The following is a 20,145-nucleotide window of genomic DNA, read 5'->3' on the forward strand; positions in this document are numbered from 1 at the left end:
GTCATTCGACTCAATCGTACCGGACGATCGACCGCCGTGGCCTAACGTTGAGGGGTGAAGAATCAAATGCGGCACCCAGCCCGTACCCACCGCCTGCTCGCCGCCACGACCGGCATCGTCGCCCTTGGCCTGCTGGTCGCCGGCTGCACCCCGACCGGCTCCAACGAACCCATCGGTGAACCGCAAGACGGCGGCACGCTCACCTACGCCTCGGGCGACGCCGAACCGAGCTGCCTCGACCCGCACGTCGGCGGAAACTTTCCCCAGGCGCTGGTCAGTGCCCAGTACCTCGAATCACTCGTTTCCCGCGACGACGCCGGCCAGATCATTCCCTGGCTGGCCGAGTCCTGGACCCCGAGCGGAGATGCCCTGACCTGGGACTTCACCCTGCGGGACGACGTGACCTTCACCGACGGTACGGTGTTCGACGCCGCAGCCGTGCAGGCCAACATCGCGCACCTGCAGGACCCGACGACGCTCTCGTCCACCGGATACCTCGCCCTCGGCAAGGTCGCCTCGGTCGAGGCGGTCTCCCCCACCGTCGTGCGCTTCACGTTGAGCGAACCGGACAGCGCACTGCTCGAGTCCCTGTCCCAGCCCTGGCTCGCGATGGAATCACCGACGGCCCTCGAACGCAGCCAGGACGAGAACTGCGCGAGCCCCGTTGGCACCGGCCCATTCATCGTGGAGAGCTGGGTGAAGCAGAACGCGATCACCCTCGTGCGGAACGACGACTACACGTCCCCGCCAGCGGATGCCGCCCACGACGGCCCCGCTTACCTCGACGAGGTCATCTGGCGGTTCATTCCCGACTCGGCGTCGCGCTACGCCGCCCTGCAGTCCGGCGAGGTCGACGTGATCGACAACGCCCAGCCCGACACGATCGTGCAGGCCGAGCAGAGCGATTCGATCGACCATCTCGACTCGCCCCGGCCCGGCGCCGCCAACCGCATCGAACTGAACTCCGGTCAGGCCCCCTTCGACGATGTGCGCGTGCGCGAGGCGTTCATCCGCACGGCGAACGTCGACGACGCCGTCTCGAGCCTGTTCCAGGGCACGGCCACGCGGTCGTACTCGGCGCTGTCGAGCGTTGAGGCCACCGCCGTCTCGAACGCCGCCGTCTTCGACTACGACCCGGCTGCTGCCGCGGAACTCCTCGACGACGCCGGCTGGAATGAAACGGATGCCGACGGGTACCGCGTCAAAGACGGCGTGCGGCTGTCGGTGGAGTTTCCGGTGAGCACAAACCAGTCCATTCCGGCCGAGCAGAGCGTGTTCGAACAGATCCAGGCGACCGCGAAGGAGACCGGCTTCGAGGTGAAACTCGCTCCCCTGGACCTCTCCAGCTGGTACGCCGCCCTCGCGTCCAACGACTACGACGCCGTGAGCGCGCCGTACACCAAGGTCGGCCCCGACGTGCTGCGCATCCTGTATCACTCCGACAGCATCGTGCCGGCGCCGAGTGGGTACTTCGCCAATCTCGCCCAGGTCAGTGACCCGGAAATCGATGCGCTGCTCACGACGGCGGCACGCACAACGGATGCCGACGAGCGCCGCGACCTCTACACCGACGCCCAGAACCGCATCCTGGAGGGTTTCTACCTCCTGCCGCTCTACGACCAGCAGAATCACTACCTGCTGCGCGGCGACGTGGTGGGCCTCCGTACCCTGCCGACCGTGGCCGTTCCCACACTGTACGACGCGTGGCTGAACCGGTAGGCCCACGCCGGGCCGCGCTGCGCGTGATCGGTCGGGTGGCGGCCCGCCTCGGCGGGGCGGTCTTCGTGCTGTGGGCGGTGGCCTCGATCACCTTCTTTGCGGTGCGCCTCATTCCGGGCGATCCGGCCCAGGCGGTGCTCGGCGGCCCCGGATCGCAGGCCTCGCCCGAAGCCCTCGCAATGGTGCGCAACGAATATGGTTTCGACCAGCCCGTCCTGGTGCAGTATCTGGCCCAGCTCGGTCGGCTCGCGACCGGCGACCTCGGCCGGTCCTACGCCCTCAATCAGGACGTCGGCCCGCTCGTGCTCAGTCAGCTCGGCGGTACCCTGCTGCTGGCCGTTCTCGCCCTGGCCCTGGCCTGGTTGCTGGCCCTCGCGTTGGCCGCCTGGTCGACGCGCGGCGGCACGGTTGCGGCCCGGGTGGGGTCCGGCCTTGAGACCGTCGCGGCCGCCCTGCCGCATTTCTGGCTCGCGACCTCGCTGATCGTCGTGTTCAGCATCTGGCTCGGAGTGTTCCCGCCGGTCAGCACCGGCGGTGCCACCGGGCTGGTACTTCCGGTGCTCACCCTCGCCATACCGCTGGCCGGTTTTCTCGGCCAGATCATGCGCGAATCACTGCTCCTGGCCCTGGAGAGCCCGTTCGTGCTCTCGGCCCGTTCCCGTGGCGAAAGTGAGCGCGGAGTGCTCTGGACCCACGCGCTGCGCCACGCCTCGCTACCGGCGATCAGCCTCTCCGGGTGGGCGTTCGGCTCGTTGATCAGCGGCGCGGTCGTCGTCGAGACTATCTTCGCTCGCCCCGGGCTCGGTCGCACGCTGCTGAACGCGGTCACCCTGCGAGACGTTCCGATGGTGATCGGCGTGGTCATGATCGTCGCGGTCGTCTACATCCTCATGACGCTGCTGACGGATGCCGCCACTCGCCTGGCCGATCCCCGATTGCGGCTTTCATGAGCGATCTCGAAGTGCAGGCCGAACTGTCCGACCGGGCAGCACGCTCCAGCCAGCCCGGCCGGCCACGCCGAATCGGAGCGGCCGAGGGTGTGGCGGGCGTGCTCGCCCTGTTCCTGGTCGTAGCGGCAGCCTGGCCGCAACTTCTCGCCCCCGGGGACCCACTCGGCATCGATCCGCTCTCGGCGTTTCAACCGCCGACGCTCGCGCACGGTTTCGGCACCGACGAGTCGGGCCGGGATATTTACACCCGGATCCTGCACGGCACCCAGTACTCGCTCCTGATCGGCGCCGCCGCGACGGCGATCGGGTTGGGGCTCGGCATCGTGCTCGGCACCCTCGCCGGAATGCTTGGCCGCGTCGTGGACTTCACCGTGAACCGCTTCCTCGAGGTGCTGTTCGCGTTTCCCGGGCTGCTCCTGGCGCTGCTGATCATCGTCATCTACGGTCCCGGCGTGGTGACCGCCACAATAGCCGTGGGCCTGTCGACCGCGCCCGGCTATGCCCGCATCATTCGCGCGCAGCTGATCTCGGTGCGATCGACAGCCTTCGTCGAGGCGGCGACCGTGCTCGGCCGCACCCGCTGGCAGATTCTGCTGCGCCACATCCTGCCGAACACCCTCGCGCCGCTGTTCGTGCTGGCCACTCTCGGCATCGGCCAGGCCATCGTCTGGGCGGCGACGCTCAGTTACCTTGGCCTGGGCGCCGAACCGCCGACCGCCGAGTGGGGCGCCATGCTCTCGGCCGGTCGCACCTACATCACCTCGGCCTGGTGGATGAGCTTCTTTCCGGGCCTGTTCATCGTGCTGACCATCGTGACGGCCACGGTACTCGGCCGCAGCATCGACCGGCGAATGAGGCACGCATGAGCATGACCGAGCCCGCAGCCGCACTGACCGTGCGCAATCTGCGGGTCGGCTTCCGCGCCGACCCGGTCGTTCGCGGTGTCTCGTTTGAGATCGCCCGGGGCGAGTGCCTCGCCATCGTCGGCGAATCCGGCTCGGGCAAGAGCGTGACCGCGCGCAGCCTGCTCGGGCTCGCAGGGGCGAACGCCCGGGTCAGCGCCGACCGGCTCGAACTCGCCGGGCGGAACGTACTGGGCCTGACCGACCGTGCCTGGCGCGCCCGCCGGGGCAAGGACGTGGGCCTGGTGCTGCAGGATGCCCTGGTCTCGCTCGACCCGCTGCGACCGATCGGCCGGGAGATCGCCGACTCGCTGCGCCTGCACACCACCCTCGGTGCCGCCGCCCGGGCACGTCGCGTGCTCGAGCTGCTCGACGCGGTCGGCCTGCCCGACCCCGCACGGCAGGTGCAGAAGCTCTCCGGGCAGCTCTCCGGCGGGGAACGCCAACGCGCCCTGATCGCCGCGGCGATCGCGCTGGACCCGCCGCTGCTCATCGCCGACGAGCCGACAACGGCGCTCGATGTGACCGTGCAGGCACAGATTCTGGCGTTGCTCGAGCAGATCACCAGGGCCGGCACCGCCGTGCTGCTGATCAGTCATGACCTCGCCGTGGTGAGCCGCATCGCCGACCGGGTCGCGGTGATGCATGACGGCCTGCTCGTAGAGACCGGAAGCAGCAGGCAGGTTCTCGGGTCGCCCCGACGGGAGCAGACCCGACGCATGGTCGCGGCGATCCCGGCCGACAAGCCGCGCGGCACTCGGCTGTCCCTGACCCTTCGTGCAGCGGATGCCCCGTCACCGCCCCGAGTCCCGATACCGAGCGCCGTTCCCCCCGCCAGCACGGCCGTGCTCGAAGCTATCGGCCTGTCCAGGAGTTTTCGCCGGCCGGACGGCAGCCGGCACCTCGCCGTCGACGACGTCTCCTTCGCGCTGCAGCGCGGGACCACCCTCGGAATCGTGGGCGAGTCCGGCTCCGGCAAGACCACGACCGCACGCCTGCTGCTCGCTCTCCTGGCGCCCGAGCGGGGTGAGGTGCGCGTATTCGGCGAGCCCTGGAGCGCGGCGAGCGAGAAGACCCGGCGCGGGCTCCGTCCCAGCGTCGGCGCCATCTACCAGGATGCCCTCGGCTCGTTCGATCCGCGCTGGAGCGTCGCCGAGATCCTCACCGACGCGCTGGGGCTCCTTCAGCGGCGCCGCGCGCCGCTGACCACGGCTCGACTCGTGACCCTGCTCGACGAGGTCGGCCTCGCCGCCGCCGTGCTGCCCCGCCGCCCGCTCGAACTCTCCGGTGGGCAACGTCAACGGGTCGGCATCGCTCGAGCGCTGGCCGCCAGACCCGAGATTCTCATCTGTGACGAACCAGTGTCGTCGCTCGACGTGAGCGTGCAGGCACAGGTGCTCGACCTGCTCGACGACCTGCAGAGGGAGCGCGGGCTCAGCCTGATCTTCATCTCGCACGACCTCGGTGTGGTGCAGCACGTGAGCGACGAGATTGCGGTCATGCGAGCCGGATGCCTCGTGGAAAGCGGGCCGGCGGCGCGCGTGTTCGCCGCGCCGCAGCATCCGTATTCGATGCAGTTGCTTGCCGCAGTACCCCGTCTGTCGGCCTGAAGAGCACGCCGACGAACGTGCCGGAAGCCCCCGTTCGGGGGAAAAGGGCCGATCGGGTAGATTAGAGAGGCACACTCAGGCACCTCACCATCGACACGGTGCCGGATACCGAACCGGAGAATGATGACCCACGCTGACCGCGTCCCTGAAAAGCCCGCCCTCGAAGGGCTCGAAGCCAAATGGGAAACCCGTTGGGAGAGCGACGGAACCTACCGGTTCGCTCGCGAAAACGCCACCCGCGAAACGATCTACTCGATTGACACTCCCCCGCCGACCGCATCGGGCTCGCTGCACATCGGCCACGTGTTCTCGTACACCCACACCGATGTTGTGGCGCGATTTCAGCGGATGCGCGGCAAGAACGTCTTCTACCCGATGGGTTGGGACGATAACGGCCTGCCCACCGAGCGGCGCGTTCAGAACTACTACGGCGTGCGCTGCGACCCGTCGCTCGGCTATACCGAGAATTTCGTCCCACCGTTCGAGGGCGGCGACGGCAAGAGTTCCAAGGCCGCCGACCAGCTGCCGATCAGCCGCCGCAACTTCATCGAACTGTGTGAAACCCTCACCAAAGAAGATGAGAAGCAGTTCGAAGCGCTCTGGCGCACCCTCGGCCTGAGCGTCGACTGGACCCAGACCTACCGCACCATCGGCCAGGAAGCCCTGTTCACCTCGCAGCTCGCGTTTCTCGGCAACGTCGAACGCGGTGAGGCCTACCAGGCCATGGCCCCCACCCTGTGGGACGTCACCTTCCGCACCGCTGTCGCCCAGGCCGAGCTCGAAGACAAGGACATGCCCGCCGCGTACCACCGGGTGTCATTCGCAAAGCCCGACGGTTCGACCATCGAGATCGAGACCACCCGGCCCGAACTGCTGCCGGCCTGCGTCGCCCTCGTCGCGCATCCCGATGACGAGCGCTATAAGCACCTGTTCGGCACCACGGTGACGACCCCGGTGTTCGGCGTCGAGGTCCCCGTGCTCGCCCACCACCTCGCCCAGAAAGACAAGGGCTCAGGAATCGCCATGATCTGCACCTTCGGCGACGTGACCGACGTGGTCTGGTGGCGGGAACTCGACCTGCCCAACCGCGCCATCATGGGTTTCGACGGCCGCATCATCGCCGAGGTTCCAGGCGCCATCACCTCAGACGCCGGCCGGGCCGCGTACGCGCAGCTCGCCGGAAAGACCGTCTTCTCGGCCAAGCAGGCCGTCGTGGAGCTGCTCCGCAGCAGCGGCAACCTGATCGGCGACCCGAAACCGATCGTGCACGCGGTCAAATTCTTCGAAAAGGGCGATAAGCCACTCGAAATCGTCTCCACCCGGCAGTGGTACATCCGCAACGGCGCTCGCGACGAGAAGCTGCGCGCGCGCCTGCTCGAGCACGGCACCGAACTGGCCTGGCACCCCGAATTCATGAAGGTGCGCTACGAGAACTGGGTCAACGGTCTCACCGGTGACTGGCTCGTCTCCCGCCAGCGTTTCTTCGGCGTGCCGCTGCCGGTCTGGTACCCGCTCGACGCCGACGCCAACCCGGTCTTCGACCAGCCGATCGTGGCGACCCGCGACCTGCTGCCGGTCGACCCCTCCTCGGATGCCGCGCCCGGCTTCACCGAAAGCCAGCGCGGCCAGGCCGGCGGCTTCGTCGGCGAGGTCGACGTCATGGATACCTGGGCCACTTCCTCACTCACCCCGCAGCTCGCCGGCGGCTGGGAGCGCGACCCGGAGCTGTTCAACCTGGTCTTCCCGTATTCGCTGCGACCGCAGGGCCAGGACATCATTCGCACCTGGTTGTTCTCGACCCTGCTGCGCGCCGAGCAGCAGCACGGCACGTCGCCGTGGCAGCACGCCGCGCTCAGCGGCTTCATCGTGGACCCCGACCGCAAGAAGATGTCGAAGTCCAAGGGCAACGTGGTCACCCCGGCCGACATGCTCGAGCTGCACGGTTCCGATGCGGTGCGCTACTGGGCGGCATCCTCTCGTCTGGGTACCGACGCGGCCTTCGACCCGAAGAACCCGACGCAGATCAAGATCGGGCGTCGCCTCGCCATCAAGATCCTCAACGCGAGCAAGTTCGTTTCCATGTCGCAGGGCAGCCGCACGGCTCCGATCACCGAACCGGTCGACCAGAGCATGCTGGCGGGACTCACCGCGGTCGTCGCCCAGGCCACGACAGCCTTCGAGAACTACGACCACGCTCGTGCGCTGGAAACCACGGAGAGCTTCTTCTGGACTTTCTGCGACGACTACCTCGAGCTCGTCAAGGAGCGCGCCTACGGTGAGCCTGGACCGGAGCAGGCATCCGCTGTCGCGGCGCTGCGCACCGCTCTGGCCACCCTGCTGCGCCTGTTCGCACCGTTCGTTCCGTTCGCGACCGAAGAGGCCTGGTCGTGGTCGAACGAGGGTTCGGTGCACACCGCGCCGTGGCCGGTCGCGGCCGACCTGCTCGGCAGCGATGCGGTGGCCACCGGCAACATCGCCCTGCTCGATCTGGCCAGCCGTGCGCTGACCGGCATCCGTCGCGCCAAGACGGATGCGAAGGCATCGCAGAAATCCGAGGTGGATTCCGCAGTAATATGCGGTGCACCCGCCGAGATCGCACTACTCACCCTGGCCGCCGCGGATCTCAAAGCGGTCGGCCGGATTCACGAATTGACCTTTATCGACGGCAGCGAACTCGCTGTGACCGACATCGTGTTCGCCACAGTGTTGGAAAGTTAGGAGACCAGATGTCAGTAACCGTGCGCCCGTTGGGCGACAAAGACTTTTTCGCCTGGCTGGGCCTGTTCGAGGGCTACAGCGCGTTCTACGAGAGCGAACTGACCGATCAGAAAGCCCTGCAGGTCTGGAGCTGGATCATCGACGCGAACAACTCCCTCGACGGTGCCGTCGCGATCAACGACGCGGGTGATTTCGTCGGCTTCGCGCACTACCGCACCGTACCGCGCACCCTCAGCGGTGACCTCGCCCTGTTCCTCGACGACCTCTTCGTTGCCGAAGATGCCCGCGGCAAGGGCGTCGGCACCCTGTTGATGGAATTCACCAAGGCCTATGCGCGTCAGCACAAGCTGGCCCAGGTGCAGCTGTTGACCGCGGCCGACAATGCGACCGCGCAGGTACTCTACGACCAGCTCGGTACGCGCACCGACTGGGTCACCTACGAGATCGACGTCTAGACCATGCAGCTGGGCACCCGGTGGACCCTCGGCGGCACACTGCCGACCGGACTTCCACACGTCGTCGAGATCGCCGTCAAGGCCGTCGAAGACGACCTCACTGCTCTCGCCGTCGACACCAGCACCTGGCGCTGGACGCTGACCTGGCTGGAGGCCAAGCCGGTGATCGAGCTCGACGACGGCACCGTCATCCGCTTCAACCCGGTGGACGACAGCGCGACCATCACGCAGCCGTCAACGAGCAGCGATGACGACGACGAGGACTGGATCTGACCTTTAAGAGGTAGCTGTGCCGGCCGGCGCGTCGATCTCAGGCGCGAGCCAGGATCTCGCCGTGCGGCATGCCGAACCAACCGTCGGGGTCACGCACCCACTCCCGCCAGGCCGCCGCCATTCGCTTGAGATCGGCCAGATCAGCCACCCCCGATTCGATGGCGTGGGCCGCAAAGCTGGATTCGGTCACCCGCACCGCCCACGATTCCCCCCACCACTCGCGCTGCGCATCAGACGCGAAACACCAGACGGATGCGCTGCTGGTCACGTCGGTGAAACCGGCCCGCCGTGCCCAGGCCTTGAGCGACCGCCCGGCGTCCGGGTCGCCGCCGTTCCAGTAGTGCACCTCGCGGTAGACCCGCATCCAGTCGACCAGGCCGTCGATGGTCGGCGCGATCATGACGCCCCCATAGTCCACGTCGCGGGCGGCGAACACACCCCCGGGCCGCAGCACCCGGTGAATCTCGGCCATCGCTGCGACCGGATCAGCCAGGTGCTGCAGAACCTGGTGGGCGTGCACGATGTCGAAGGTTGCGTCGGCGAAGTCGAGCGCATAGACGTCACCGACCTGAAAACTCGCGTTGTGCACCCGTTCGTCGGCGGCCAGGCCGGCTGCACGCTCAACGATCTCGGTTGACGCGTCGATGCCGACGACCCGTCCGGGAGCGAGTCGCCGGGCCAGATCGACCGTGATCGTGCCCGGGCCGCAGCCCACATCGAGCAACACACCCCCGATGCGCAATTCCGGAATGAGGTAGGCCGCCGAGTTCGCGACCGTGCGCCAGGTGTGGGAGCGGAGCACGCTCTCGTGGTGACCGTGGATGTATTCGTCGCGTGGGGCGGACTCAGAATTGCCGGTCAGGTGTGTCATGGTCAGATCCTACGCGCCGCCGGAGCGACCGCGGTGGTTAGGGTGGAGGCATGGCCTCCTCCGCGAACAATCCATTCTTCGCCCGCAGCACGCTGCCCTACCAGCTGCCGCCCTTCGCCGCCATTACCGACGAGCACTACCGGCCCGCTTTTCTGCAAGGCATGACCGAGCAGCGCGCCGAGATCGACGCCATCACCGCCACAGCGGATGCTCCCACCTTCGAGAACACGCTCGTCGCCCTCGAGCGCAGCGGGCAGACGCTGGCGCGGGTCGCCGAGGTCTTCTTCAACCAGAGTTCCTCCGACTCCAGTGAATTCACCACTGACTTGGAAGAAGAACTCGCACCGCTGCTCGCCGCCCACGCCGACGCCATCCGGCTCGATCCCCTCCTCTACGCGCGCATCACCGCCCTGCACGCCGAGCGGTCACGCCTTGATCTCGATGCCGAGTCGCTCTACCTGATCGATCGATATTTCACCGAGTTCACACTGGCCGGGGCCGGCCTGAGCGACGACGACAAGCAGGCGCTACGTGAATTCAACTCGCGGCTGTCGACCCTCACCACACGGTTTGAAAAGAATCTGCTGGCCGAGACCAATGACCTCGCGCTCGTTCTCAACGACGTGGCCGAGCTCGACGGCCTGACCGAGGGCGAGATCTCGGCGGCCGCCGAGGCTGCCCGGGAACGCCAGATCGACGGCAAATACCTGATCAGCCTGGTGCTCCCCACGTCCCACCCGTACCTCGCGAGCCTGACCAATCGAGGGGTGCGCGAACGGTTGCTCGCGGCGAGCCGGGCTCGCGGCATCCGCTCTGCTGTTTCAGGCAACGCCAACGACAACCGGCCCCTCGTGATCGAGATCACGCATCTGCGCGCCCGACGGGCCCGCCTGCTCGGGTTCGACAGCCATGCTGCCTATGTGACCGCCGATGAGACCGCCCAGACGCCCGGTGCTGTCTGGGATCTGCTCGGGCGTCTTGTCCCGGCCGCCGCCCGCAATGCCCTCGCCGAGCAGGCCGACCTGCAGGCCGTGATCGACACCGAGGGCGGCGGTTTCGAGCTGGCAGCGTGGGACTGGGCGTTCTACACCGAGAAGGTGCGCCGGGCGAAGTATGACGTCGACACCGCCGCCATGCGCCCCTACTTCGAGCTGGAGAGCGTGCTGCAGAACGGAGTGTTCTTTGCGGCCAACCGGCTGTACGGCCTCACCTTCACCGCTCGGCCCGACCTGGTCGGCTGGCACCCCGAATCGCGCGTCTTCGAGGTCACCGCCGAGGACGGCTCTGCCGTCGGGCTGTATATCGGCGACTTCTACACCCGTGATTCCAAGCGCGGCGGGGCCTGGATGAACGCCCTGGTCTCACAGTCGACGCTGCTTGGAACCGAGACGACCGTGGTCTGCAATAACCTCAACGTGTCCAAACCGGCTGCCGGCCAGCCCACCCTGCTCACCTACGACCAGGTCACCACCCTGTTCCACGAGTTCGGCCATGCCCTGCACGGGTTGCTCGCCCGCGCCACCTACCCCAAGTTCTCCGGCACCAACGTCTACCGCGACTTTGTGGAATTCCCGAGCCAGGTCAACGAGATGTGGATGCTCTGGCCCGAAGTGCTCGCCAACTACGCCCGCCACTACGAGACCAATGAAGCGATGCCGCAGCAACTCGTCGACCGCATCCAGGCGTCGTCGGCCTTCAACGAGGGTTTCCTGACCAGCGAATACCTCGCCGCCGCACTGCTGGATCAGGCCTGGCACCGCATCGACGCCGACACGATCGTCACCGACGTCGCCCGGTTCGAAGCGGATGTCCTCACCTCCGTCGGTCTCGACAATCCGGCCGTTCCCACCCGCTACGCGAGCAGCTACTTCGCGCACACGTTCTCGGGGGGCTACGACGCCGGCTACTACTCCTACATCTGGAGCGAGGTACTCGACGCCGACACCGTCGAATGGTTCAAGGAGAATGGCGGCCTGAACCGCGCGAACGGCGATCTTTTTCGTGATCGCCTGCTCGGAGTCGGTGGCACGAAAGATCCCTTGGAGGCCTACCGCCACTGGCGCGGCCGCGACGCCGATCTGCAACCGCTGCTAAACCGACGCGGGCTGAACTAGAGGTCCCGCACACCCTCAGCATGGAGGATGTGCGCACGGTGTGCCCGCCGTAGGCTACGGGGCCATGGACGTTCCGACAGGTCTCATACCGGGCACGGGGTCGCGGTGGCTTCTTTGGTGCACAGCTGCCGTCTTCGCTCTGATGCTGATCGCTGGGTTGGTCTTTCATTACCTGCGCGAGAACATCGACAGGGAGGCGCCAGGCTGGCGGATTCTGAGCGGTCTGGGCAGTCTGCTCTACGCGGACGCGGAGGCGAACCTGTGGGCGTGGAGTTCGGGCCTGCTCCTGGCCAGTATTGGGCTGACGCTCTCTGTCATCGGGTTTGCCACCCGGAACGACGCAGAACGGGGGGCGGCATACTTCATTCTGGCTGCCATCACCCTGCTGATGTCAGCCGATGAGGTCGCTCAACTCCATGAGAAGCTCGCACGATTCGATCTCGGCACCGGACTGACTTTCGCCTGGCTCTCCGTCGGCGTACCACTGGCCGTCGTCATCGGCCTGACCGTGCTGTGGATTTCCCGCCGGATCGATCGGCGACTGCGCCGGCGTCTGATTGTCGCCGGCCTGCTCTACCTGCTCGGAGCGGTCGGCTTCGAAACCCTTGGCGGTCTGGCGGTCGGCGGGCACGTTGACGATACTGACCGGGCCAGCCTGCCGTACCATCTTCTGCTGGGCCTCGAGGAGGGTCTCGAGGCTACGGGCGCTATCATGGCACTCGCCGCAGCGTTGTCGGTGCTGACCTTTGAGCGCACCGCTTCCGGAATCCTCGTGCGCACGGCACTCGGCCGCGCGAGCGAAAATGCGATGCGGCAATCACATTCTCCCGAGAAAAAAGGTTAGCTCACTGCGCGGGGCGTGCGCCAACCCAGCCAGAGCATGAACGCTCCCCCGACAACGAGGCCCCAGAACGCCGACCCGATACCGACGATGGTGATGCCGGAGGCCGTAACCAGGAACGTCGCAATCGCGCTGATGCGATGCTCGGGTTGCTCCAGCGCACCCGTGACGCTCGTGACCAGGGCGCCGAGAAGCGCGAGGCCGGCCACGGCGATGATGAGGATCGGCGGTGACGCCGCCACAAGCGCCGTCGCGAGGCCGGCACCGAGACCGAGCACCAGATAGCCGAATCCCGACGCGACCGTCGCGATCCAACGTTTGGACGGGTCGCGGTGGGCATCCGGGCTGGCCATGAGCGCCGCCGTGATCGCCGCGAGGTTGATATTGTGCGCGCCGAATACGGAGCCGACCATGGTTCCAGCCCCTGACCAGACCAAAACCGAACGCGGCGGCGGCCGATAGCCGAAGGTCGACAACACGGCGAAACCGGGAACGTTCTGGCCCGCCATCGTCACGACGAACAACGGCAGTCCCAGGCTCACGATCACCAGCGGGTCGAAGAGTGGAGCGACGAAAACCGCAGCGGGAGCGGATGTCGGCGCGCTCAGCCAGTCAGTTCCGGCCGTCAGGCCAATGCCGACCGCCGCAACGACCATCGCGGCCGGAACCGCCCAGCGCGGGGCCAGCCGGTAGAGCATCAGCCAGACCAGCACCACGGGCAGAGCCAGGAGCGGTTGCTCGATGGACGCTTGAATGGGAGCCAGGCAGATGGGAAAAAGGATGCCCGCCAGCATCGACCCGGCCAGGGGCTTCGGGATGCTGGTGATGGCCCGACCGAGCGCCGGCCACAAGCCGCACAGGGCGATGAGCGCACCGCAGACCAGAAAAGCACCGACGGCCGCGCCGAAATCATCGGTCGTGGCACCCGCCGCGACCAGGAGTGCGGCGCCGGGAGTGGACCAGGCAAACGAAATGGGCATTCGAAAATACCAGGGCAGGGCGATGCAGGCCACCCCCACCAGGATGCACAGGGTCAGCAGTCCCGAGGATGCCTGCGCCTCGGAGGCACCGACCGCGCGCAGACCCGCGATGACCAGCACGAACGAACTCGCGAACCCCGTGATGGCAGCGACGATACCGGTCGAAATCGGCTGCACCAGTTCGCGCCCGCCGCCGGTCGCGCTCTCCTTCAACGCCCCTGCACTCATGTTTGTGGCTCCCCCGGCCCACCTGTGCCCGCCCGAGAGCGCGGACGACTCAGGCCGATTTCACCTGGCGAGTCTTGTGCAGCACCATTTCGGCGGGCGCATTGTTCAGCACCGTGTCGCGCGTGATGACGACACGCTCCACGTCGGTGGTGGACGGCACCTCGAACATGACCGGGCCGAGCACCTCTTCGAGGATGGCCCGCAGTCCGCGGGCGCCGGTCTTGCGCAGCACGGCGAGATCGGCAATGGCCTCGAGTGCCGGCTGTTCGAACTCGAGTTCAACGCCGTCGAGCTCGAACATGCGCTGATACTGCCGCACCAGGGCATTCTTCGGCACGGTCAAAATCTGCATGAGAGCCACCTGGTCGAGCTGGGTGACCGTCGTGACTACGGGAAGGCGACCGATGAACTCAGGAATCAGCCCGAATTTGTGCAGGTCTTCTGGCAACACCTCGCTGAACAGGTTGATGTCGTCGCCCTTGATGTGGAGCGGCGCCCCGAAGCCGATACCCTTCTTGCCGGCGCGGGACGAGATGATGTCTTCGAGCCCGGCAAAAGCGCCGGCCACGATGAAGAGAACGTTCGTGGTGTCGATCTGAATGAATTCCTGATGCGGATGCTTGCGCCCACCCTGCGGCGGCACCGACGCAATCGTGCCCTCGAGGATCTTCAACAGCGCCTGCTGCACGCCCTCGCCCGACACATCGCGGGTGATCGAGGGGTTTTCGGCCTTGCGGGCGATCTTGTCGATCTCGTCGATGTAGATGATTCCGGTCTCAGCCCGCTTGACGTCGTAGTCGGCAGCCTGAATGAGCTTGAGCAGAATGTTCTCAACGTCTTCGCCGACGTAACCGGCCTCGGTGAGGGCCGTCGCATCCGCTACGGCGAAAGGTACGTTGAGACGCTTCGCGAGGGTCTGGGCCAGATAGGTCTTGCCGCAGCCGGTCGGGCCGATCAGCAGGATGTTGGACTTGGCGATCTCGACATCATCGTGAATGGCTTCGGCAGCGGTGAGTGTGGCCCGGGACCGCACGCGCTTGTAGTGGTTGTACACGGCAACGGCGAGAGCACGCTTGGCGGGTTCCTGGCCGATCACGTATTCCTCGAGGAAGCCGAAGATTTCTTTGGGCTTGGGGAGGTCGAATTCACCGGCGGTGGCTTCAGAGCCGGCCTCAGCCAGACGCTCTTCGATGATTTCGTTGCACAGCTCGACGCATTCGTCACAGATATACACGCCGGGGCCGGCGATGAGCTGTTGTACCTGCTTCTGGCTCTTTCCGCAGAAGGAACACTTGAGCAGGTCGGCACTTTCACCGATTCGGGCCATGTCAGCCTCCTCCATTGGTCTCGCTGCAATTGAGCCTAGCCTGTGCGTGTGACAGTTACGTGCAGCACGCCATAAACCGAAACGGCGCGCCGCCCGCAGGCGACGCGCCGGTCAGCGCGGTTCAGGCAGCAGGCTATTTGACCAACATTGGAAGGTTCTTGCGGCTGGTCAGAACCTGGTCGATGAGACCGTACTCGAGGGCATCCGCGGCACTCATGATCTTGTCGCGGTCGATGTCCTTGTTGACCTGCTCCACGCTCCGGTTGGAGTGGTGAGCGAGGGTCTCTTCGAGCCAGACCCGCATGCGCAGAATCTCGGCCGCCTGAATCTCGATGTCCGAGGCCTGGCCGCCGCCCTGGCCGCCCACCGAGGGCTGGTGGATCAGGATGCGCGCGTTCGGCAGGGCGAGACGCTTGCCGGCGGTGCCGCCGGCAAGCAGCACGGCCGCGGCGGATGCCGCCTGGCCGAGGCAGACCGTCATCACGTGCGGGCGAATGTACTGCATGGTGTCGTAGATCGCCGTCATGGCGGTGAACGATCCACCGGGCGAATTGATGTACATCGTGATGTCGCGGTCCGGGTCCTGGCTCTCGAGCACGAGAAGCTGGGCCATGACGTCATCGGCCGAGGCGTCGTCAACCTGCACGCCGAGAAAGATGATGCGGTCTTCGAACAGCTTGGCGTACGGGTCCTGGCGCTTGTACCCGTAGGCGGTGCGCTCCTCGAAGGTGGGGAGGATGTAGCGAGATTCGGGCGCGCCGTTGTTAGTCAAGTGCTTGGTCGAGCCGCCCATCGAGCTGTAGGCCGTTCCACCGAATGTGGGGATAGTCATGATTTCTTCCTGTTCAGTTTCGGTGGACTACTTGGACACGTCGGCGTCGGGGTCGGTGCCGCCGCCGCCGATGACGTCCGAAGCGGATGCGCGAAGGTGGTCGACGAAACCGTATTCGAGGGCTTCCTGGGCGCTGAACCAGTTGTCGCGGTCACCGTCGGCGTTGATCTGCTCCGGGGTCTTGCCGGTCTGCGCGGCCGTGATCTCGGAGAGGCGCTGCTTCATGTCGAGGATGAGGCGGGCCTGGGTCTGGATGTCGGCGGCCGTGCCACCGAAACCGCCGGACGGCTGGTGCAGGAGCACACGCGCGTTCGGGGTGATATACCGCTTGCCCTTGGTGCCCGAGGTGAGCAGGAACTGGCCCATCGAGGCTGCCATGCCGATGCCGACGGTGACGATGTCGTTGGGTACGAACTGCATCGTGTCGTAGATCGCCATGCCGGCGGTGATCGATCCGCCGGGAGAGTTGATGTAGAGGTAGATGTCGCGTTTGGAATCTTCCGCTGCCAGCAAGAGGATCTTCGCGCAGATCTCGTTCGCGTTTTCGTCACGGACCTCTGAGCCGAGCCAGATGATGCGGTCCTTCAGCAGTCGGTCAAATACACCGTTGGTGGGTGTCGGGTCGGCCATGTCGTGCTCCGTTTCAGTTGTCGCTTCTCAATGAATCTATCGGAGCGCGCGAGCGAAAACGGCTCTGTTCGCCCTCGGCAGATTACCGGGCCCCGCACACGTCCCCCGCAGCATGCACAAGGCCGGCTGGAAGAATCCAGCCGGCCCGTGCACGAAAACAGGCGCTACTTCTTGGCAGCAGCCTTCTTCTTCTTGGGCTTCTCTTCAACCTCAGCGTCAGCCTCGGCAGCCGGAGCTGCCTCGTCATCGCCGGCAGCGGCATTCGCTGCGGTGTCATCGTCAGCAGCGGTGTCATCGTCAGCAGCGGTGTCATCGTCAACCGGGCCGGTGAAGGCGCTCAGGTCGACCGGCTTGCCGTTGGAGTCAACGACCTCGGCCTTGCCCAGGGCAATGGCGAGGGCCTTGTTGCGGGCGACCTCGGCCACCATCGACGGGATCTGGCCGTTGGTGTTGAGCGTCTGCACGAACTCGCTCGGGTCCATGCCGTACTGGCTGGCACCCTGAATGAGGTACTGGGTGAGCTCGTCCTGGCTGACCTTGACCTGCTCGGCTTCGGCGATCGTGTCGAGCAGAATCTGCTGACGGAACGTCTTCTCGCTGGCCTCGGTGACCTCGGCGCGGTGCGTGTCGTCTTCGAGACGGCTTTCGCCTTCGAGGTGACGGTTAACCTCGTCGAGGATGATCGCGGCGGGGATCGGAACTTCGACCGAGCCGAGGAGCGTCTCGATGAGACGCTCGCGGGCCTGGCTGCCCTGGCCGAACGCCTTGGACTTCTCGACCTGACCCTTGAGGCTCTCGGTGAGCTCGGCGATGGTGTCGAACTCGCTGGAGATCTGAGCGAAGTCGTCGTCGGCGGCGGGAAGCTCGCGCTCCTTGACGGCGATGACCGTGATCGTGATCTCGGCCGTCTCACCCTCGTGGTCCCCGCCCATGAGGTCGGAGTTGAAGGTGGTGGTCTCGCCGGCGCTGAGCGAATCGAGGGCCTCGTCGATGCCGTCGATGAGATCGCCGGAGCCGACCTCATAGGAGATGCCGCTCGCGGTGTCGACCTCTTCGCCGTCGATCGCGGCGTTCAGGTCGATCTGGGCGAAGTCGCCGGTCTTGGCGGGGCGGTCGACCGTGATGAGCGTGCCGAAGCGGCTGCGCAGCTTGTCGAGTTCTTCGGCGACCTCGTCGTCAGAAACCTCGACGGCGTCGACGGTGAGCTTGAGGCCGGCGTAGTCGGGCAGGTCGATCTCGGGGCGCACGTCGACCTCGATGGCGAGGAGCAGGTCACCGGAGAAGTCGGTGTTGCTCGGCCATTCGACGATGTCAGCCTCGGGGCGGCCCAGCGGGCGGAGCTTGTTCTCTTCAACGGCCGCACGGTAGAAACCGTCGAGCCCCTCGTTGACGGCGTGTTCCAGTACGGCAGCTTTGCCGACGCGCTGGTCGATGATGGCCGGCGGGATTTTTCCCTTACGGAAACCGGGGATGTTGATGTCCTCGGCAATGTGGCCGTAGGCGTGGGTGATGGCTGGCTTCAGCTCGTCGGGGCTCACCGTGATGGTGAGCTTGGCGCGCGTGGGGCTCAGTTTTTCGACCGTGGACTTCACTCGAGACTCTCCTGTGTATTGAAACGGTGTGCTGCGGGTAATGTCGGGGCGACAGGAATTGAACCTGCGACTTCTCGCCCCCAAAACGAGCGCTCTACCAAGCTGAGCTACGCCCCGGATCTGCTTCGACCCGTCGGTACTACTTTTGTTGGGGAATCAATCTGTTGGCGTGGCGTTAGCTCACGACAGGCGGATTGACCTCAGCCAGTCTAATGCACGCCTTTCGAGCGGATGCGCCCGCCGTGGCAAACGACCCCCGGTTTGCTGTACTAAGATATTCGAGTGCCCAGTTGCCTGGGCCTGGGGTCGTAGCTCAATGGTAGAGCCTGAGTTTTCCAAACTTATGACGCGGGTTCGATTCCCGTCGACCCCTCTGTTTAGTCGCTGGTCGAGCCGCGGGCCCGCCAGGGCCCGCGCGTCAAGACCCCGGTGAACGCGTGTCGCGAGCGGCTCACTGGGTCTCGACTGCTCGCTTCGCTCGCGCTCGACCGGCGGCAATCAATGCCCGTGGGCCCGAGACAGCACTCGAGGCCCGCTACCGACGGCCAGGTTCGACCGGGGAACGATGGCGTCGTGAGCGGTCGGTGGCGTGCCGGCTTGTTCGCCGGGCTTCACCACGACGAATTGACCCATCATTCCGGCGTCCTCGTGCGAGAGCATGTGGCAGTGGAACATGTACGGAAAGTCCGTATCGGTGTATTCGGCGAAACGCATAATCAGTTCGTAGCGCACCCCGGGCTCCAGATAGATCGTGTCTTTCCAGCCCGAGAGTTCGGCCGGGGGCGCCTCGGTACCGACCCGCAGCACCTGGAATTGCACGGCGTGCACGTGAAAGTTGTGTGGCAACGGCATGGCGTTGTCGACGGTCCACACCTCGGTGGCGCCCGCCTCGACGGTCTCGTCGATGCGGGTCATGTCCATCAGCTTGTTGTTGATCGTGTAGCCGTTGAGGGTGAAGGAGCGGTCGGTGGTGGCATCCGCTTTCTGCAGCGGTTCGATGGAGGCGAGGGTGGCCGACGGGACGCCAATGCTGCTGAGCGTGGCGGCAGCGCGCAGCTCCAGCACGTCGAGCGTGTCGTCGCCGGCGTTGCGGGTGGCTGCGCTGGCCGATGTGCCGAGGTCCGGCGGGGTGGACTGCAGGTTCACCGTCTCGCCCGGGGTGAGTTGCACGAGGATCTCGGCGCGCTCCCCCGGTGACAAGCGGATGCCGTCCATCGGCGCCGCCTCCGCCAGCAGCCCCCCGTCGGTGCCGATCAGGTCGAAGGACCGGCCGTCGCTGAACCCGAAGTCGTACATTCGGGACGTGGACCCGTTGACCAGGCGCAGCCGCACCACCTCGGAGGTGACGTCGAGGTAGGGCGCGAGGGTGCCGTTGACGAGCAGCTGGTCGCCGATCGGCCCGATGTAGCCGCGCACGTCGGTGACGAACTGGCCGTTGTCGTCGAACCGACGGTCCTGCACCACCACCGGAATGTCGTCGACACCGTAGGTGCGGGGCAGGGTGAGGGCCGCTTCCTCGTCATCCTGCACGAGAAAGAGTCCGGCCAGGCCCATTTCGACCTGATGCTCGGTGTTGCCGTCTGGGTGCGGGTGGTACCACAGGGTCGCTGCGGGCTGGTCGATGGTGAAGTTCGGGCTCCAGGTGGCACCCGGCTCGACCATCTGGTGCGGGCCGCCATCCATCTCGGCGGGCAGGCTCATGCCGTGCCAGTGCACGGTCGTGGCTTCGTCGAGGGCGTTGCCGACGTTGATGCGCACGTTCTCGCCGCGCTCGGCGACGAGGGTCGGTCCGAGGTAGCTGCCGTTGTAGCCCCAGGTGTCGGTCGCGACCCCCGGCACGAACTCGGTCGTTCCGGCCTGGGCTACGAGGTCGAACACCCGGTGACCGGAAGCGTCAACGGTTGATTCGGCCAGCGGCGGGATCGCGAGCGGGTTCACAAAATCAATGGTTCCGACCGTGTCGATCACGCCGGCCCCGTTCTCACCGGAACACGCGGTCAGGCCGAGGGCCACTACCACCGCACCGACGACCGCGCCACTCACGATGGTTGCGACACGACGGCGGGGCCTGGCAATTCGGATCATGGGTCTATTTTCGCAGTT

16 protein-coding genes and 2 tRNA genes are annotated in these 20,145 nt (G+C 66.1%); 10 read left to right on the forward strand and 8 right to left on the reverse strand.

Going from position 1 to position 20,145, the window contains the following annotated elements:
• The first annotated feature begins 66 nt into the window (after positions 1–66).
• The 7 genes from E3O06_RS03440 to E3O06_RS03470 all read left to right on the forward strand — a co-directional run bounded on the left by E3O06_RS03440 (position 67) and on the right by E3O06_RS03470 (position 8,627).
• Positions 67–1,719, forward strand: a complete 1,653-nt coding sequence (locus tag E3O06_RS03440) for an ABC transporter substrate-binding protein (RefSeq protein WP_134501682.1) — start codon at positions 67–69, stop codon at positions 1,717–1,719.
• Positions 1,704–2,669 carry an ABC transporter permease gene (locus tag E3O06_RS03445; protein ID WP_198415769.1) on the forward strand — a complete coding sequence of 322 codons (966 nt, stop codon included), beginning with the start codon at positions 1,704–1,706 and terminating at the stop codon, positions 2,667–2,669. The genes E3O06_RS03440 and E3O06_RS03445 overlap by 16 nt, the downstream gene beginning before the upstream one ends.
• Positions 2,666–3,535 carry an ABC transporter permease gene (locus E3O06_RS03450; RefSeq protein ID WP_134501582.1) on the forward strand — a complete coding sequence of 290 codons (870 nt, stop codon included), beginning with the start codon at positions 2,666–2,668 and terminating at the stop codon, positions 3,533–3,535. Before E3O06_RS03445 ends, E3O06_RS03450 begins: the two co-directional genes overlap by 4 nt.
• Positions 3,532–5,181, forward strand: coding sequence for a dipeptide ABC transporter ATP-binding protein (locus E3O06_RS03455; protein WP_338144795.1), 1,650 nt, complete (start codon positions 3,532–3,534; stop codon positions 5,179–5,181). The genes E3O06_RS03450 and E3O06_RS03455 overlap by 4 nt, the downstream gene beginning before the upstream one ends.
• A 123-nt stretch (positions 5,182–5,304) precedes the next feature.
• Complete coding sequence (gene valS, locus E3O06_RS03460; RefSeq protein ID WP_194087782.1) at positions 5,305–7,899, forward strand: valine--tRNA ligase; 2,595 nt, start codon at positions 5,305–5,307, stop codon at positions 7,897–7,899.
• A gap of 8 nt (positions 7,900–7,907) precedes the next feature.
• Positions 7,908–8,354, forward strand: coding sequence for a GNAT family N-acetyltransferase (locus E3O06_RS03465; protein ID WP_134501584.1), 447 nt, complete (start codon positions 7,908–7,910; stop codon positions 8,352–8,354).
• A 3-nt stretch (positions 8,355–8,357) separates the two neighbouring features.
• Positions 8,358–8,627 carry a hypothetical protein gene (locus E3O06_RS03470; RefSeq protein ID WP_134501585.1) on the forward strand — a complete coding sequence of 90 codons (270 nt, stop codon included), beginning with the start codon at positions 8,358–8,360 and terminating at the stop codon, positions 8,625–8,627.
• A 37-nt stretch (positions 8,628–8,664) separates the two neighbouring features.
• Here E3O06_RS03470 and E3O06_RS03475 read toward each other — a convergent pair whose 3' ends face one another.
• Positions 8,665–9,498: a methyltransferase domain-containing protein gene (locus E3O06_RS03475; RefSeq protein WP_134501586.1), complete on the reverse strand. Its 834-nt coding sequence runs from the start codon at positions 9,496–9,498 to the stop codon at positions 8,665–8,667.
• Between the two features lie 50 nt (positions 9,499–9,548).
• Between E3O06_RS03475 and E3O06_RS03480 the strand changes: the two genes are divergently transcribed.
• Complete coding sequence (locus E3O06_RS03480) at positions 9,549–11,612, forward strand: M3 family metallopeptidase (RefSeq protein ID WP_134501587.1); 2,064 nt, start codon at positions 9,549–9,551, stop codon at positions 11,610–11,612.
• Between the two features lie 142 nt (positions 11,613–11,754).
• A complete protein-coding gene (locus E3O06_RS03485; RefSeq protein ID WP_134501588.1) occupies positions 11,755–12,456 on the forward strand; it encodes a hypothetical protein in 702 nt (233 codons plus the stop codon).
• Here the strand turns inward: E3O06_RS03485 and E3O06_RS03490 are convergent.
• The 6 genes from E3O06_RS03490 to E3O06_RS03515 all read right to left on the reverse strand — a co-directional run bounded on the left by E3O06_RS03490 (position 12,453) and on the right by E3O06_RS03515 (position 18,159).
• Complete coding sequence (locus E3O06_RS03490) at positions 12,453–13,661, reverse strand: benzoate/H(+) symporter BenE family transporter (RefSeq protein ID WP_134501589.1); 1,209 nt, start codon at positions 13,659–13,661, stop codon at positions 12,453–12,455. The two genes, E3O06_RS03485 and E3O06_RS03490, sit on opposite strands and share 4 nt — an antisense overlap.
• A 49-nt stretch (positions 13,662–13,710) precedes the next feature.
• Positions 13,711–14,988 carry an ATP-dependent Clp protease ATP-binding subunit ClpX gene (gene clpX / locus E3O06_RS03495; RefSeq protein WP_134501590.1) on the reverse strand — a complete coding sequence of 426 codons (1,278 nt, stop codon included), beginning with the start codon at positions 14,986–14,988 and terminating at the stop codon, positions 13,711–13,713.
• A 133-nt stretch (positions 14,989–15,121) separates the two neighbouring features.
• Positions 15,122–15,820, reverse strand: a complete 699-nt coding sequence (locus E3O06_RS03500) for an ATP-dependent Clp protease proteolytic subunit (RefSeq protein WP_134501591.1) — start codon at positions 15,818–15,820, stop codon at positions 15,122–15,124.
• Between the two features lie 27 nt (positions 15,821–15,847).
• On the reverse strand, positions 15,848–16,450 hold the full coding sequence (locus E3O06_RS03505; RefSeq protein WP_092110813.1) for an ATP-dependent Clp protease proteolytic subunit: 603 nt from the start codon (positions 16,448–16,450) through the stop codon (positions 15,848–15,850).
• A 164-nt stretch (positions 16,451–16,614) separates the two neighbouring features.
• Positions 16,615–18,042: a trigger factor gene (gene tig / locus E3O06_RS03510; RefSeq protein WP_166788082.1), complete on the reverse strand. Its 1,428-nt coding sequence runs from the start codon at positions 18,040–18,042 to the stop codon at positions 16,615–16,617.
• A gap of 43 nt (positions 18,043–18,085) precedes the next feature.
• Positions 18,086–18,159: transfer RNA gene (locus E3O06_RS03515), tRNA-Pro, on the reverse strand.
• Positions 18,160–18,344: 185 nt separating this feature from the next.
• Between E3O06_RS03515 and E3O06_RS03520 the strand changes: the two genes are divergently transcribed.
• A tRNA-Gly gene (locus E3O06_RS03520) sits at positions 18,345–18,415 on the forward strand.
• A gap of 125 nt (positions 18,416–18,540) precedes the next feature.
• Here the strand turns inward: E3O06_RS03520 and E3O06_RS03525 are convergent.
• A complete protein-coding gene (locus E3O06_RS03525; RefSeq protein WP_134501592.1) occupies positions 18,541–20,127 on the reverse strand; it encodes a multicopper oxidase family protein in 1,587 nt (528 codons plus the stop codon).
• Between the last annotated feature and the right edge of the window lie 18 nt (positions 20,128–20,145).

It is taken from the genome of Cryobacterium glaciale (assembly GCF_004402535.1).
GTDB classification, from domain to species: Bacteria; Actinomycetota; Actinomycetes; order Actinomycetales; family Microbacteriaceae; genus Cryobacterium; species Cryobacterium glaciale.